This is a genomic window from Azospirillum palustre (assembly GCF_002573965.1).
Lineage (GTDB): Bacteria > Pseudomonadota > Alphaproteobacteria > Azospirillales > Azospirillaceae > Azospirillum > Azospirillum palustre.
Window position 1 is genome coordinate 221271 of the sequence record NZ_PDKW01000038.1, and the last position, 16194, is coordinate 237464.

Annotated in this window: 14 protein-coding genes; 7 read left to right on the top strand and 7 right to left on the bottom strand. The window is 68.6% G+C overall.

Annotated elements, in window-relative coordinates:
* Positions 1-69 precede the first annotated feature (69 nt).
* The 3 genes from CRT60_RS04795 to uvrC all read left to right on the top strand — a co-directional run bounded on the left by CRT60_RS04795 (position 70) and on the right by uvrC (position 4118).
* On the top strand, positions 70-885 hold the full coding sequence (locus CRT60_RS04795) for a DeoR family transcriptional regulator (RefSeq protein WP_098735309.1): 816 nt from the start codon (positions 70-72) through the stop codon (positions 883-885).
* 154 nt (positions 886-1039) lie between these two features.
* Positions 1040-2095, top strand: coding sequence for a GMP reductase (locus CRT60_RS04800; protein WP_098735310.1), 1056 nt, complete (start codon positions 1040-1042; stop codon positions 2093-2095).
* A gap of 136 nt (positions 2096-2231) precedes the next feature.
* Entirely contained in the window at positions 2232-4118 is a 1887-nt protein-coding gene (gene uvrC / locus CRT60_RS04805) for an excinuclease ABC subunit UvrC (protein WP_098735311.1), read from the top strand.
* Between the two features lie 4 nt (positions 4119-4122).
* On the opposite strand, the gene CRT60_RS04810 is transcribed toward uvrC, so the two are convergent.
* From CRT60_RS04810 to CRT60_RS04830, 5 genes are all read right to left on the bottom strand, one after another.
* Positions 4123-5322, bottom strand: coding sequence for a hypothetical protein (locus CRT60_RS04810; RefSeq protein WP_244592273.1), 1200 nt, complete (start codon positions 5320-5322; stop codon positions 4123-4125).
* A gap of 224 nt (positions 5323-5546) precedes the next feature.
* The gene (locus CRT60_RS04815) at positions 5547-6017 is read right to left on the bottom strand and encodes a hemerythrin domain-containing protein (RefSeq protein ID WP_098735313.1); all 471 of its coding nucleotides are present in this window, start codon (positions 6015-6017) and stop codon (positions 5547-5549) included.
* 120 nt (positions 6018-6137) lie between these two features.
* Positions 6138-6398 (bottom strand): hypothetical protein, encoded by a 261-nt coding sequence (locus tag CRT60_RS04820; RefSeq protein WP_098735314.1) that lies wholly within the window; start codon positions 6396-6398, stop codon positions 6138-6140.
* Positions 6399-6550: 152 nt separating this feature from the next.
* Positions 6551-7417 carry a universal stress protein gene (locus CRT60_RS04825; RefSeq protein ID WP_098735315.1) on the bottom strand — a complete coding sequence of 289 codons (867 nt, stop codon included), beginning with the start codon at positions 7415-7417 and terminating at the stop codon, positions 6551-6553.
* Positions 7418-7594: 177 nt separating this feature from the next.
* Complete coding sequence (locus CRT60_RS04830; RefSeq protein WP_098735316.1) at positions 7595-9184, bottom strand: bifunctional aminoglycoside phosphotransferase/ATP-binding protein; 1590 nt, start codon at positions 9182-9184, stop codon at positions 7595-7597.
* A gap of 169 nt (positions 9185-9353) precedes the next feature.
* On the opposite strand from CRT60_RS04830, the gene CRT60_RS04835 reads away from it, so the two are divergent.
* From CRT60_RS04835 to CRT60_RS04850, 4 genes are all read left to right on the top strand, one after another.
* Entirely contained in the window at positions 9354-9965 is a 612-nt protein-coding gene (locus tag CRT60_RS04835) for a hypothetical protein (protein WP_244592274.1), read from the top strand.
* A 136-nt stretch (positions 9966-10101) separates the two neighbouring features.
* Positions 10102-10659, top strand: coding sequence for a DUF2934 domain-containing protein (locus CRT60_RS04840; RefSeq protein ID WP_098735317.1), 558 nt, complete (start codon positions 10102-10104; stop codon positions 10657-10659).
* 107 nt (positions 10660-10766) lie between these two features.
* Positions 10767-11705 carry a DMT family transporter gene (locus CRT60_RS04845; protein ID WP_098735318.1) on the top strand — a complete coding sequence of 313 codons (939 nt, stop codon included), beginning with the start codon at positions 10767-10769 and terminating at the stop codon, positions 11703-11705.
* Between the two features lie 284 nt (positions 11706-11989).
* Positions 11990-14620 (top strand): TIGR02302 family protein, encoded by a 2631-nt coding sequence (locus CRT60_RS04850; RefSeq protein WP_244592275.1) that lies wholly within the window; start codon positions 11990-11992, stop codon positions 14618-14620.
* 102 nt (positions 14621-14722) lie between these two features.
* Here CRT60_RS04850 and CRT60_RS04855 read toward each other — a convergent pair whose 3' ends face one another.
* The gene (locus CRT60_RS04855) at positions 14723-14956 is read right to left on the bottom strand and encodes a hypothetical protein (RefSeq protein ID WP_098735320.1); all 234 of its coding nucleotides are present in this window, start codon (positions 14954-14956) and stop codon (positions 14723-14725) included.
* Positions 14957-15045: 89 nt separating this feature from the next.
* A complete protein-coding gene (locus tag CRT60_RS04860; protein WP_098735321.1) occupies positions 15046-16035 on the bottom strand; it encodes a DUF4142 domain-containing protein in 990 nt (329 codons plus the stop codon).
* Positions 16036-16194 lie beyond the last annotated feature (159 nt).

Sequence of the window (16194 nt, forward strand, 5' to 3'; positions counted from 1 at the left end):
TTTTCGCTTTGACCCATCGCGCGCATCTGATTCACTCACGACCCTTTCGAGACCGGAGACAGCCCACCGATGGATGCGCGCCTGGACGCCGAACGCCGCCAGCAGGAAATCGTGGCCCTGGTCCATGCCAAGGGCATGGTGCAGATCCAGTGGTTGGCCGAACATTTCGACGTCACACCGCAGACCATCCGCCGCGACATCGAGCATCTGGCCGGCCAGTCGGCCGTCCGGCGCTTCCGCGGCGGCGTCACCGTGCCGTCCAGCGTGGAGAACATCGCCTATTCCACCCGCCAGACCCTGATGGCGGAGGAAAAGCGCCGCATCGCCGAACTGGTCGCCCGCCATGTGCCGGAGGACGCCTCGCTGTTCCTCAACATCGGCACGACGACCGAGGCGGTGGCCCAGGCCCTGCTCGGCCACAAGCGGCTGCGGGTGCTGACCAACAACCTGAACGTCGCCACCATCCTGCACAAGAACACGAACTTCGCCCTGTCCATCGCCGGCGGCCTCGTGCGCGAGCGCGACGGCGGCATCATCGGCGAGGCGACGGTGGAGTTCATCCGCCGCTACAAGGTGGACATCGGCATCATCGGCATCAGCGGCATCGACAGCGAAGGCGACCTGCTGGACTACGACGAGCAGGAAGTCCGCGTCGCCCGCGCCATCATCGAAAGCTCGCGCCGGGTCTTCCTGGTTACCGACCACACCAAGTTCGGCCGCAACGCCATGATCCGCATGGCCGACGTCAGCGTGCTCGACGCGCTGTTCACCGACCGCCTGCCGCCGGCCGAGCTGATGGAGGTGCTGGGCAACGCCGACTGCCAGGTGCATGTCGCCGACGGCAGCGACGCGGCCAACGGCGACGGGGAGGAGGCGGAGGAGTAGGCGGATACCCCTCGTTCCAGCGAAACAGCTTCAAACGCGGCACCCCTGCCGCGGCCCCGACGCCGCTTGCCGAACCGCGTCATCGCCTCCACTCTGTGATGTTGGGCCCGATGAAAAGCGGTTGGCCCACCCAACAGAGATGAGTAGGTGTGCGGTGATCATCGAAAGCGACCTCAAGCTCGACTTCAAGGATGTGCTGATCCGGCCGAAACGCAGCACGCTGCAGAGCCGCAACGACGTGGATGTCAACCGGACCTTCACCTTCCTGCACACCCAGCGCGACTGGACAGGCTTCCCGCTGATCGCCGCCAACATGGACGTCACCGGCAGCATGGGCATGGCCCGCGCGCTGTCTCGCTTCGGCGCGATGACCGCCCTGCACAAGCACTACAAGGCGGACGAGCTGGCCGACTTCTTCCGGGCCGAGGCTGAATCGGCCACCCTGTCCAACGTCTTCTATTCGATGGGCATCGCCGAGGCCGACCACGACAAGTTCCTGGCGGTGAAGACCAAGGCGCCGGTGGGGAAGATCTGCCTGGACGTCGCCAACGGCTACACCGAGCGCTTCGTCGAGGTGATCGCCCGCCTGCGCCAGGAGAATCCGGACGCCGTCATCATGGCCGGCAACGTCGTCACCGGCGACATGACCGAGGCGTTGCTGCTGGCCGGCGCCGACATCGTCAAGGTCGGCATCGGGCCGGGTTCGGTCTGCACCACCCGCAAGATGACCGGCGTCGGCTATCCCCAGCTGTCGGCCATCATCGAATGCGCCGACGCCGCCCACGGGCTGAAGGGGCAGGTCTGCGGCGACGGCGGCTGCACCGTTCCGGGCGACATCTCCAAGGCTTACGGCGCCGGGGCCGATTTCGTCATGCTGGGCGGCATGCTGGCCGGCCATGACGAGTGCGAGGGCGAAATCCGCTACGAGGACCGCGATGGCAACCGGGTGCCGGTCGCCATGACCTTCTACGGCATGTCGTCCGACACCGCGATGCACAAATATTCCGGCGGCGTCGCCTCCTACCGTGCGTCGGAAGGCAAGACGGTGGATGTCCCCTATCGCGGCCCGGTGGAGAACACGATGCAGGAGATCATGGGCGGCGTGCGCAGCATGATGACCTACATCGGCGCCACCCGGCTGAAGGAAGTGCCGAAACGCACCACCTTCGTCCGCGTCGGCGCCCAGCTGAACACCGTCTTCGGCGGCTGACCGGCCTCCCGACCGCATGGCAGGGTCCTGCGGCACCCCGTCGGAATTGCGTCATCCGATTCTTGTCTCTTGGTCCCGTTCCGTTCTACTGCTTGGGTAAGCGGCGAATCGGATCTTTGCGGGAACGAGAGAGCTTATGGACGGGGTGCCCGGCAGCGGAGCGGACGTGATCCGCGCCCAGTTGCCGACCCTTCCGGACACGCCCGGCGTCTATCGGATGCTGGCGGCCGACGGGTCGGTCCTTTATGTCGGCAAGGCGAAGAACCTGAAGCGGCGGGTGGCCAGCTACACCCGGACCGACGGGCTGCCCAACCGCACCCGGCGGATGGTGTCGCTGACCCGCTCCATGGAGTTCGTCACCACCCACACCGAGGCAGAGGCGCTCCTGCTGGAAGCGAACCTGATCCGCAGCCTGCTGCCGCCCTTCAACATCCTGGTGAAGGACGACCGCTCCTTCTCCTACATCGTCATCGGTAAAGGGCATGATTTCCCCCGCCTGATGCATCACCGCGGCAGCGCCGAGCGGCGCGGCACATCGGGAAAGGGCAACCGCCGCGAGTCCGACCTGTTCGGCCCCTATGCCTCGCCGCATCTGGTCGGCATGACCATCGCCGCCCTGCAACGCGCCTTCCTGCTGCGCACCTGCGACGACGGGGTGTTCGCCTCGCGCACCCGGCCCTGCCTGCAACACCAGATCAAGCGCTGCTCCGCTCCCTGCGTCGGCCGCGTCGATGAAGAGGACTATGCCGCCCAGGTCCAGGGCGTGCGCGACGTGCTGTCCGGCCGCAGTGCGGAGGTGCAGGCGGAATTCGCCCGCCACATGCTCGACAGTTCCGACCGGCTGGAATACGAGGACGCCGCCCGCTGGCGCGACCGCATCCGCGCCCTGACCGCGCTGCAAAGCCGCCAGGACATCAATCTGGAGGACACGCTGGGCGATGCCGACGTGCTGGCCCTGCACCGGGACGGCGGTGCGGCCTGCGTCCAGGCCTTCTTCTTCCGCGGCGGGCGCAACCAGGGCACCCGCGCCTTCTTCCCGCGCGTGGATGCCGAGGAGGAGGCCGGCGACATCCTGGCCGCCTTCGCCGCCCAGCTCTATGCCGACACCCCGCCGCCGGGCCTGCTGCTGCTGAGCGACCCGGTCGAGTCAGCGGAGCTGCTGGAGGAAGCGCTGAGCCTGTCCGCCGGGCACCACGTCGCCGTCGAATGCCCGAAACGCGGACCGAAGCGCCGCGCGGTCGAACACGCGCAGACCAACGCCCGCGACGCGCTGGGCCGCCGGCTGGCCGAGCGCTCCACCCAGGCGACGCTGCTGGAGGGGGTGGCGCGCGTCTTCGGCCTGCCCGACGCGCCGCGCCGGGTCGAGATCTACGACACCTCGCACATCCAGGGTTCCTTCCCGGTCGGCGCCATGGTGGTGGCCGGGCCGGAGGGGTTCCAGCGCAATGCCTACCGCCGTTTCTACATCCGCGATCCCGACGCCGCCGGCAACGATTACGCCATGCTGCGCGAGACCTTCACCCGCCGCTTCCACCGCAGCAGCGATGCTGGCCGCGATTCCGGGCCCGATTCTGCCCAGTGGCCCGACCTCGTCCTGATCGACGGCGGGCTCGGCCAGTTGAACGCGGTGAAGGACGAGCTGGCGATGCTCCAGATCACCGACATCCCGCTGGTCGCCATCGCCAAGGGGCCGGACCGCAACGCCGGGCGCGAGCGCTTCTTCCGCCCCGGCCAGCCGCCGCTGACGCTGGAGCCCAACGATCCGGTGCTGCATTTCCTGCAAAGGCTGCGCGACGAAGCCCACCGCACCGCCATCGACAGCCACCGCGCCCGCCGCATGAAGGCGATCTCGCACAGCCGCATCGACGGCATCCCCGGCATCGGCCCGGCCCGCAAGAAGGCGCTGCTGCATCATTTCGGCAGCGCCACCGCCGTCGCATCCGCCGGACTGAAGGATCTGGAGGCCGCCCCCGGCATCAGCGAGGCGATTGCGCGGAAGCTCTACGAGCATTTCCACGGATAGGCGGTTACGGCACGCTCTTCCCCGTGAAGGGGTTCCAGCCCAGCGCCGCCAGCGCCGCCCAGGCGGTGGCGCCCAGATGGGGCCGGCGGTAATAGAGGAAGTCGTCGGTCTTGCTGTCCGGCCCGATGGCGAGCCCGGTGGACAGCACCTGCGGCCGGGTGGCGTAGAGATAGCCGCCGGGGCTGACTTCCTTCAAAATCTCAGCAAACAGCCGGTCGGCATCGCCGCGGCGGCCGACGCTGCGGTAGGCGAGCGCCGCCTGCGCCGTGCCCTCAACCCACATGCCGTCGCGGTCGTCGTTGAAGTCGAACCCGCCATCGGCGCCATGGGCGCGCTCCGCATAGGCGAGTGCCGCCCGCCACGCTTCCGGCGCCTTCGGCAGCAGCAGCGGCCAGAGCTGCGCATCGAGGCCGGAGGTCGAGGTGCTGATCGTCACCCCGTCCGGCGCCGTGCCGATGGGGAAATGGTCGCCGCCCGCCGTCCACAGCGTGTCGAGGAAGGCGCGCGCCTCACGCTCCGGTCCGGCGAAATCGTCGCCCGGATTCTTGCCGAGCCAGGCGAACAGCGCGACCAGATCGGTGTTGTGCTCCGTCGATTTCCAGGTCAGCGGCTGCGGCGCGTCGTCGAAGCCCTGGACGCCGCCGTTGAAGCCGCCGGGCCCCCGCGGGTCGCGGGTATGCTCCACAACCCAGCGCGCCAGTTCGGCGGCACCGTCGCGGAAGCGCTTTTCGCCGGTGGCGTCGGCCAACGTCAGCAGGGCCAACCCGGCCCAGGCAACATTCCCGGTGGCGGTGCCGACCTGATAGGTGTCCTCGCCCCAATGGTTGCCGACGGCATCCCACCAGCCGTTGGGCGGGATCGGCCGCTGTTTCTGCGCGCCCGCCCGATAGGTGTTGCGCAGCCGCCCCTTCCAGCCGGCACGGTCGAGCGACACGGCGTCGAGCAGCGCCTCGCCGATGCGCAACGCCTTGTCGCGCTGGCCGCAGGCGGTCAGCGCCATGATCGCCAGCGCATTGTCGTAGGTGAAGGCGGCATTGGACAGCGCCGGCTCCGAGGTCGGACCGGGCGCATAGGAATTGTCGTAGCTGCGCAGGAACAGCGGCCCGCGCCCAGACACCTCGTCGACGCGCGCGGCCAGCGTGCCGCAGGTCTTCTGCGCCAGTTCCTTCGCCGGCTGAGCCGGTGCTGCGGCTGCGGGAGTCATCAGGGCGGATAGTCCAAGGGCGAGCGCCGCCAGCGCGGCATGGCCGAACCGCATCCCTCGCCGGGAAAACACCCGCCCGATGCTTGCACAGTTGGAGCTTGCACGCCTGGACATCGATACCGCCGGCCAATTCAAAGAGGCCCCTGATATGGCCCCTTTGCAGGCCGACGGCAACCGAACGGGACTATGCAGGCCCTCTCCCGCTCCGGGAGAGGGAGATCCTCTTACAGCGGCGCCAGACCGGCCATGATGTGCGTCTTGCGCTCGGCATAGGCGCTGCCCAGTTCGGCGGCGCGGCCGTCGTCGAGAGCCTCCTTGGCCTCCTCGAACAGTTCCTCCTCCTCCTCGTCCAGGTGGTGGCGGACCAGTTCGCCCAGCACCTGGAGCTTCTCCTTCCAGCCGCTGTCGGTGGTCTTCATCGCGTTCAGCTCGTCAAGCAGGCCGTTGATGAGGTGATGCTCGTTCAGCCCCTCGACGGTTTCCGACTTCGCTTCCTTCACCTTCTTCAGAGAGGCGTAGAAGACGCCCTCCTCCACCTTCGAATGGGCCCACAGCTCGCGCTGCAGGTCCTCGAACACGGCGCGGCCGCTGCCATTGGCCTTCTCGGCCTTGTCCAGAAGGCTGCGGATGGTGTCGTGGTCGGTCTTGATGCGGGCGAAGATGTCGGCCTGGGTACCGGTGGTCTTGCTGGCCATCGTCGGGGTCCTTGGCAATTGAGGGCAATCGTTCTGAAAGCATGGTGAACGGTTTCCAATAGAACCCCGTCGCGGCCGGACTGTTCCCGGCCGCGTCCCTTTCGGCATGGCCTTACACCTTTACCCGCGCGGGTGCGTTTCCACGAATTCACGCAGGGTGTTCATCAGATCCACCGCATGGGTAACCTGTCCGTGGGCGCAGGCCTCCGCGATGTCATCGGCGATGATGTGGGCGATGCGGTCGGCCCCGCCGGGGCAATGGGCAAGGCAATGCCCCATCTCCACGGCGACCATTTCCGGAACATGTTCGTGTTCGGCAATCGCGTCGATCTCGGCTTCGGTGAGATCGCTCAGCGCGATGCAGTCCTTGATCGTCAACATGGCGCGTTCCTCCCAGGAACGGCCGGACTGCCCTGCTGGCAGGGTCGGAAAACGGTCCTGCTTGAAACGGCATCCCTGCAAATGCCGGAGCCGCACGGACCCCCGCCAACTGAAGGCGGCGGGGAAACCGCGCGGCCGAAGACCGGCAAAAATCAGTGAGCCATCAGAACCGGCAGCCCGGCGTGGTTCAGCACGTAGCGCGTGACACCGCCCAGGATCATTTCCCGCATCCGGCTGTGGCCATAGCCGCCCATCACAAGCAGGTCGGCGCCCAGCTCCACGGCTTTCTTGGTGACCGTCTCCCCAACGGGTTCCGATCCCGGATGCAATACAGTTAACTCCGGGTTAACCCCTTGCCAAGCGAGATATTGGGCAATGCGACGTCCTGTCGCGCCCTCGGTAACCGAAGTTTCGGCGGTCAGCACATGGGTGCGGTCGGCGCTGCGCAGGAAGGGCAGAGCCGCGGCGACGGCGCGCGTCGCCTCCGTCTTGCCGTTCCAGGCGACGGCGACGGTGTGGCCGATCTCCGCCGGCAGGTTTTTCGGCACCAGCAGCACCGGCCGGGCGGAGCCCAGCAGCGCCGTTTCCATGGTGGTGTAGCCCTGCGTGTCGGCTTCGATGGAGGTGTGGGCGCAGACGATCAGGTCGGACAGGCGGCCTTCCGCCGGCACGACGTCCTCGATCCGGCCGATCACCTCGCGCCAGGAGGCGGACGGCGCCTCGACCCCGCCGGGGACGTCGCGGATCTCGAACCCGGCCTCGGCGACCGCGGTGTCGAAATGGCGGCGGGCGGCGGCGCGATGGTTGTTCGACTCCGTCTCCGCCGCGCGCATGATCTCGTCCACCATGGCGCCGGACATGCCTTCGCCCAGCATCGGCACCGCATCGCGCGGGTCGAGGCGGACGAACAGGCCGACGAGGTGGGCGTCGAAGTCCCGCGCCACCGCCACCGCGCCCTTCAGGGCGACCGGATCGTTGTCACTGCCGCACAGCGGCACAAGGATGGTCTTGTAGGTCATGGACTCCTCCCGGACCGGTTCGAGCGGCCCTTCCCGGACGGCGGCAGCCCACCCGCCGGTGTGGCGGGCGATTCTTACCCTTGCCGTCATTTGCCCCGTCGTCGCTGCGGTCCGCGGCCCGGGGCGGAGGCCGCCGACCTTTAGGATATGGCCCTTAACGCGTTGTCTCACCTGGAATTAGGCCAAGCTTGCACGGGCGTCGTCCAGCACATCCGACGCAACCCTGCCAGAATCCAGGCGCGCCCAACCGATGGTCCCCAGATCGTAGGATTCCTGCCGTTCCACCACCTCGGCGGTGGCGTCGGAGGCATCGTTGCGACGATTGGTCACACGCTCCACCCGCTCCGACAGCGGTGCCTCCAGCCAGATGCCGTCGAAGCGGACCCCGGCCCCGGCCGCGACCGCCGCGATCCGGTTGCGCTCGTCGGGCCGGGCGCTGACCGCATCGACCACCACGGCCTGACCGGCGGCCAGCACCGCCGCGGCCCGCCGGTAAAGCTCGCCATAGACCCGCTCCGTCATCGCCGGTCCATACCCCTCGGCCGGCAGCCGGTCCGCATCGGCTACCCCGCACAGCCGCTTGCGCAGCACGTCGCTGCGCAGGACCACCGCACCGGGCGGCGGTCCCAGCTCCGGCGCGATCTCCTGGGCCAGCCGCGTCTTGCCGCTGCCGGACAGCCCGCCGACCGCGACCAGCCGCGCCGGCACCGGGTCGAGCACGGCAAGCGCCTGCTCCAGATAGCGCCGCGCCTCCCCGGCCAAAGCCTCGTCCGCCGCCCCCTCCAGCCGCAATGCCGCGGCCGACACCTTGGCCCGCACCGCCGCCCGCAGCGACAGGAACAGCGGCAGCGCCGCCAGCCCGGCGTAATCGCCCGTCTCTTCCAGATAGCGGTTCAGCACGGCATTGCCCAACGGCCGCAGTCCGCGGTGATCCAGGTCCATCAACAGGAAGGCGAGATCGTAGAAGACGTCGGCCACCGCCAGCGCCTCGTCGAACTCGATGGCGTCGAACAGGGTCGGCTCGCCGTCCAGCAGGACGATGTTGCGCAGATGCAGGTCGCCATGCCCATGGCGGACGAATCCTGCCCGCCGCCGCCCCTCCAGCACCGGTGCCAGCCGGTCGAGCGCATCGCCGGTGCGCTCCGCCAGCCGCTCCACCACCGCTGCGGGGAACAGCTCCGGAGCGGCCCGCAGATCCGCGGCATTGCCGTCGGCCACCTCCCGCATCGCCTCCACCCCGCCGCCATCCGGCCGGGGAGCGGCCTCGCGGTGGAAGGCGGCGATCCGCTCGGCCAGACGGCGCATCAGGGCGGGGGTCAGCGCCTGCCGCTCCGCCATGCGGTCGAACAGCGCCTCGTCCGGGAAGCGCGCCATCGCCACCAGCCAGTCGACGGCTTCGCCTGCCCCCCCGCTCTCGTCCAGCCGCAGCCGGCCATCCTCCCCGCGGCGGATGGCGATCACGCCGCGGTAGAGCGTCGGCGCGGTGCGGCGGTTGATCGCCAGTTCCTCGACGCAGGCGGCGTGGCGCTTCCCGACCGTCGAGTAATCGAGATAAGGATAGCGCACCGCGCGCTTCAGCTTCAGCGCCCGGTCCCCCGCCAGGAACACCGATGCCGCATGGGTGTCGATCCGCTCGACCGCCAGCCCGCCATGGGTGTGCGGATCGCCGAGAAAGGCGATCGCCTCCTCTTGCTGCCCGGCGGCGGAACACCGGCCGGCAGACGGTTCGGCAGGATGCGCGGTCATGACGATAGAATAACAGACCATGATCCTGCCCCGCTCCTGCTTTCATGGTTGAAACGCAGATGGCGATGACGACATCCTAGGGGTAGTGCCGATACACCATGGGTCAGTTGCCACGCCCCTTCGTTATAGTGGCCGGACCTCATGGTCCGACCCGATTTGCCGTGAAGTTGGCCATGGGGAGGGGGTGCCCGTGAAACGCCTGCGCAGCAGCCACCAGAGGAACCGCCTGCCGGCCGTCCTGGCCGCCAGTCTGCTCGGGTTCGCCCTGACAGGCGGCGGAGTTGCGCGGGCGGAGTCGATCGACGCCGACGGCCGGTTCGGCAACTGGGCGCTGGGCGGCCTCGCCTACAGCCTGCAACCACCGCCGGAAAGCAACCTCACCGTCCTGAACAGCAAGGTGAGGATCGGATCTTCGCTGCTCCCGCAGATCGAACCCTATGTCAACATCCAGCCCTGGATCGGACCGGCCTCCGGCAGCAGCCTGACCCCGCGCAGCGCAGTGACCAATCTTTCCGGCGGCCTTTCAGGGGGCCTGAGCGGCGGCGTGCTGGTCGATGTACCACTCGGCTCCTTCGTCTTCACCCCCAGCGTCGGCGCCGGCACCCTGCCCACCGCCCGGCGCGAAGGCGCGCCCACCACCGAATTCCGCTCGCAGCTGGAATTGGGCTATGAGTTCGACAACAAGTCGCGCTTCAGCCTGGGCTACAGCCGCATCGTCAATGACGCCGCGGCGGGCGATCCGGCGGCCGGCACCAACAACGTCTTCGGCTTTTACTACCGCCTGCCTTTCGGCGGCCCGTGACCGCCCGAAAAAGGCCGGGACATCGTGCCGCGGCGTCCGGTGCGATGAAAACGCGCGCAACGGTAGCGTCTTAACCGCATTTTAAACATGGTTGGCTCAAGTGGACGCGGACCGAACGCTCCCTGGGGAACCCACCATGGCCACCAAGCGCAAGACCGCCTCTTCCGCCGCTCCCGCAACCGCTCCTGCCGCTGCCGCCGCGGCGCCGGTGTTCGAGGCTCCGGTGGAAAGCTGGGCCGACACCATCCTGCGCACCAACTTCGCGTCGGTGGAACAGGACAGCATCGTCCTGCTGCAGGCGGCCGGCGCCCTCCTGGAGTCGGACTCGCCGGACAAGGTGAGCGTCACGCTGGACCAGAACCTGAAGCTGTGGATCGCCATCAAGACGGTCCTGCTGAACAGCGACTGCCCGGTGGAGCCGGAGGTGAAGGCCAACCTGCGCAATCTGGCGCAGTATGTCGTGTCCACCACCATGCTGGCGACCCAGGGCGCCATCGAGACGGCCAAGCTGGTCTCGCTCGCCCGCCTGAACATGAACATCGCCGAGGGGCTGCTGAGCGGCCACCGCAACCGCATGATCCAGGAACGCGCCTATCAGATCTGGGAAGAGGACGGCCGTCCCGAAGGCCGCGAGCAGGAGCACTGGCTGCGCGCCGAGGCGGAAGTCTCCGGCCTGTTCAAGGCCCAGTCCTGACGGACAACTGAAGCGGGTTTACGCAACACCGCCATTCCCCACCGGCATGACCGCCCGCGTCGCGACACCGTGACGCGGGCGGCAGCGCTTGGTAGGCTCGGCGCATCGTGACAGCCCCGCCTCAATCCACCCCACCCACACACAAGCGCGTCGACAACACACCCCGCGGCATCGCCGCGATGCTGATGTCGGTGCTGTTCTTCTCGCTGATGAATGTCCTGGCGAAGCTCCTGATGGACCGCTTCCCGGTGACAGAAGTCATGTTCTTCCGCAGCCTGTTCGCGCTGATCCCGGTCTGCCTGTCGATCCATCTCGGCATCGGATTCGCCACCACGCTGCGCACCCGCTATCCCTGGGGCCATATGGGGCGGTCGCTGATCGGGCTGACCACCATGGTCGCCATGTTCTGGTCCTTCCACCTGCTGCCGCTGGGCGACGCCATCGCGCTGAACTTCGCAGCCCCGCTGTTCCTCACCGCCCTGTCGGTGCCGCTGCTGAGCGAGAAGGTCGGCATCCATCGCTGGAGCGCGGTTCTGGTCGGCTTCGCCGGCGTGCTGATCATCGTGCGGCCGAGCGGCGACGTGCTGAACCTGGGCGCCATCATCGCGCTGTGCGGCGCGCTGACCAACGCGCTGGCGATGATCGCCATCCGCCAGCTGAGCCGGACGGAGCGGCCGGACACCATCGTCTTCTACTTCACTCTGCTGACCACCGTCCTGCTCGGGCTGTCGCTGCCCTTCTCCTGGGTCACGCCGGACCCGATGGACTGGCTTCTGCTGCTGGTGACCGGCCTGTTCGGCGGCTGCGGCCAGCTGATGCTGACCCGCGCCTATTCGCTGGCCCCGGCGGCCGTGGTGGCGCCGCTGAACTACACCTCGCTGCTGCTGGCGGTCATCTTCGGCTGGTTCATGTGGGGCGAGGTGCCGACCGCGACCATGGCCGCCGGGGCTGCCGTGGTGATGGCGAGCGGCCTCTACATCCTGCACCGCGAAACCCGGCGCCAGACCACCGTGACCAAGCCGCTGCCGGCCGGCGACGGCGACTGAGCTTTCGGTCCCCCGAAATTTCGGCCGACCGCCGCGCGTCATAGTTTCGCCATCCCGCGATGATGGGCTGTACCATCGATTTGAGGTGAGCGAACCGGCGGGCAAAAGCCGTCGGCGGCGCCTATATGATTGGTTCGCGAGAAGCATCACCGGTCCGCGGCAGTCGACCCGCCGGACCGGCTGCCTTACGGCGCGAAGGGGGCGGCATGAAGCAGAACGAGCGGCGCGGCGAGCCCGGGGTTGAGCGGTCCGGATCCGAGCGGACCGCGGACCCGGCGGACGGCGTGACAGAACCCCGGTTCCGCCTTGCCCAGGCGCGCGCGGCGCTGCTGTGGGAACGGCTGGGGCCGGCCTTGTGGGCGCCGCTGTCGGTGCTGGGCGCCTTCCTGGCGCTTGCCCTGCTCAACCTGCCGATCCTGCTGCCGGGCTGGCTGCATGGTCTGGCCCTGCTGGTGCTGGCCGCCGCCTTCCTATGGTCGCTCACCGTCGGAATCCGGCGTTTCCGCGCCCCGGTCGAGGATGAGGCCCGCCGCCGGCTGGAGCGGGACAGCGGCCTTTCGCATCGTCCCCTGCACACCCTGCGCGACCGCCCCGCCGGCAACGACCCGACCGCACAGGCGCTGTGGCGCCTGCATCAGGAGCGCACGCGCGCCGCCATGCGCGGCCTGCGCGTGGCGTGGCCGGGAACCGAGGTGCCGTCGCACGACCGCTATGCCCTGCGCGCCCTGGTGATCCTGACGCTGGTGGTTGCCGGAGCCGCCGCCTGGGGCGACTGGCGCCCGCGGATCGTCGCCGCGCTGACCCCGCAATTCTCCGGCGGCACCGCCACCGCGACGGCGACGCTGGACCTCTGGATCAACCCGCCCGACTATACCGGCCTGCCGCCGGTCTTCCTGAAATCCGGCTCCGCCGCGAAGCCCGCCGGCCAGCCAGGAGGCCAGCTGGCAGCCCAGCAGACCGCCGCCAATCATCCTGCCGGCACCCCTGCCGCGGACCAGCCGGTCCATATCCCGCAGGGCAGCCTGGTGCTGGCCCGCGTCACCGGCGGCAGCGGCACCCCCAGCCTGGAGGCCGGCGACCAGACCGGCCCGTTCGAGGCGGTGGACTCCAGCAATTTCCAGGTGCAGAAGCCGGTGACCGGCGGCACCCGCATCGCCGTCACCCAGGGCGGGCGGACGCTGGGCTCCTGGCCGATCCAGGTGGTCCCCGACCGCGCGCCGATCATCGCCCACGCCAGCCCGCCCGCCGCCGGCGAACGCGGCGCGTTGAAGCTGGACTATGCCGCCCGCGACGATTACGGCCTGACCGAGGTGAAGGCGCAAATCCGTCTCGCCCCGGAGACGCCGCCCGCCCCGGCCCCCGGCGCGGCGAAGCCGGATGCCGCGCCCAGGCCGGACAAGGCCGGAACCGAGCAGGTGCTCGAATTCCCGCTGTCGCTCCCCGGCGTGCGCCCGAAGGACGCGCGCGGCACCGCCTTCCAGGATCTGACCGCCCATCCCTGGGCCGGCATGCCGGTGACGGTGCGGCTGACCGCGACCGACGGCGCCGGCCAGACCGGCCGTTCGGAGGATGCGGCGATCATCCTGCCGGAACGCACCTTCAACCACCCCGTCGCCCGCGCCATCGTCAACCAGCGCAAGATCCTGACCCGCAGCCCGCAGGAGTCGCGCGTCCAGGTCGCCCGCGCGCTGGCGGAGATCTCCGCCCAGCCCGACAGCTACGGCAACGACATCGTCGCCTTCCTGTCCCTGCGCACCGCACTGGCCCGGCTGATGCTGGACCAGAGCGCGGAGGCCGTCCCCGCCCTCCAGCAGCTTCTGTGGGAAACCGCGCTGCGCATCGAGGACGGCGGCCTGTCGCTGGCCGAGAAGGACCTGCGCGACGCCGAAAAGCGGCTGTCCGAGGCTCTCGACAAGAACGCCTCCGACGAGGAGCTGAACCGCCTGATGGACGAGTTGCAGGCGGCGCTCGACAAGTTCATGGACGCCATGGAACAGCGGATGCTGGAAGCCATGCAGCGCGGCGAGCAGATTCCGATGGTCCCGCCGGAGATGGCGGACAGGATGACCGACCGCAGCGACCTCCAGCAGATGCTCGACCGCATGCGCGAGATGGCGCAGACGGGGTCGCGCGACGCCGCCCGGCAGATGCTGTCCCAGCTTCAACAGATGCTGGAAAACATGCGCTCCGGCGCCATGGCCCAGATGAACCAGCAGAACGGCCAGCAGCAGCAGAACCAGAGCTGGGAAATGATGCAGCAGTTGCAGAAGCTGGCCCAACAGCAGCAGCAGCTCCTCGACCAGAGCTTCCGCCAGTCGCAGGAGTCGATGGACCAGCAGGGCGACCAGCCCCGCGGCCGCCAGCCCAACCAGCGCCGGAACCAGCAGGGCCAGCAGCAGCAAAATTCGGGAAGCCCGACCATGCAGAAGCAGGCCGAGCAGCAGGAAGCGCTGCGGCGCCAGCTGGGCGAGCTGATGCGGCGCATGGGCGAACAGCAGGGCGGCGAGATCCCGCAACCGCTGGGCCGCGCCGAGCGCGCCATGCGCGACGCCGCCCAGGCCTTGCAGCAGGGCGCCCCCGGTGCTGCGGTTCCGTCGCAGACGGAGGCGATGGAACAGCTTCAGCAGGGCATGCAGGGCATGGCGGAACAGATGGCCCAGCAGATGATGGGCCAGGGCGGGGCGGCGATGATGGGCCAGCAGGGCCAGATGCCCCGCCAGGGCCGGGGCCGCGACCCGCTCGGACGCCGCCCGTCGGGCTACGGCATGCAGGATTCCAACGACGTGAAGATCCCGGAGCAGTCGGAACTCCAGCGCGCCCGTGAAATCCTCGACGAACTGCGCCGCCGCTCAGGCCAGTACGGCCGCCCGCAGGAGGAACGCAACTACATCGACCGGCTGCTGAAGCAGTTCTGACGGGCCGCTTTCAGCGGTTCAGCTTTCAGCCATTCGGGGACAAAAAACGGGACCGGCATTGGCCGGTCCCGCTCGACGGATAGCTTCACGCTGTCCTGTCCGTCATTCCTCCGGACGGTCTTCGTCCGGATTGTGGTTGGCGGCGTGGTCCTGCATCTGTTCGGTCTGCACGGCCTTGCCGTCCAGGCCGCGGGCGTCGGAATGACGGGACTTGTCGCGGTTCGACAGCACCATGTTGTCGCCGATGGCGCCGGCCGGCAGGTCGGTGGTGGCCCCGGTGCCGGTGCCCTTGCCCTGCCCACTCGGGCTCATGTGCTTCTTGCTGGCGTTCGCCATCGCGTGTTCTCCATCGGTTGGCCGGCCCGGACCGCCGGGAAATGGACTCCCGGCGGCGGGCGGCTTGGTTTCAGGAAATCGCTAACGGATCACTGCTGGTTCGGCTGCGGGGTGCGCGGCTGGGTGCTGTCCAGGCTGTTGGCGGTGCCATGCGCCGCGTCGCCGCCGGCAGCGCCCGTGTTGTGGCCGGTGGCGTTGTGGTCGGCGCTGCTGCCGCTGCTGGTGCCGTGGCGCTTGCCCAGCGAGACGGTGGTGTCGTCGTACTTGAACTCCGCCATCTGCTTGACCTGATCCTCGGTCACCTGACGGGCGACGAAGCGGTTGCCGTCGGAACGCAGCAAATTGTAGTCCAGCGCCACATGCTTGGCGCCGATGCCCAGCACGCCGCCGCGGTTCAGGATCACCTGGGTGGCTTTGCCGGTCTGGGCGTCGAGGATGATGTCGGCGACGTCGCCCAGCTTCTTGCCGTTGTCGCCATAGACATCCTTGCCCATCATCTTTTCGAAGCTGGTGCTCTGCTGGGCGCCGCCGGCGGACGCAACATTGGGTCGCAGGTCGCGGACCTGGTGCAGATGCTGCTCCAGCGTCGGCAGACTCTGTTCGGCGAAGCGCCGCAGGTCGGCGTCCTTGCCGTTCTCCGCCTGCTGGCGGAACAGGGTGACGGCGGTCTGGTGGGCATCCGTCTGGCCCTGGAGATAGGCGGAATCGAACTGGTCGCCCTTCAGGCCGCGCAGCTTGTCCAGCTTCTGCTGGTGCTCGGAATCGAGCTTGGTCGGCAGGGTCATCGACTTTTCCCGGGCCATGGTCTTCATGGCGTCGGAGGTCTTGGTGTGGTCGGCCACCATATGGCTGCCGAACTGCTTGACGCCCTGTTCCTTCGCCTGATCCTGCGCCAGCTTGCCGGCCTGGATTTCGAACATGTCGCTGATCGCCGCCTTTTCGGCGAAGGTCATGTCCTGCTGCGCCAACTGGCCCTTCTCGGTCACGGTCTTGGCCGGCGCCGGCGTCTGGGCCAGCGACAGCGCAGGCGCCGAGACCAGAAGCATGGCGGCGGTCGCGAGAAGATGGTGGCGTTTCATGGCGGCGGCTCCTCGAATTGCAGTGTGACTTGCAAGGTTTCCGGTGCCGGGCGGCCAAACCTGCGGCCGGGCCGAAGCACCCCTCTTCACCTTCTCAACCGTTGGGCGCGGCGGTCGTTCCCTCCCGGTCGAGGGCCGTCCGGTTCGTCCGGGGTGCCG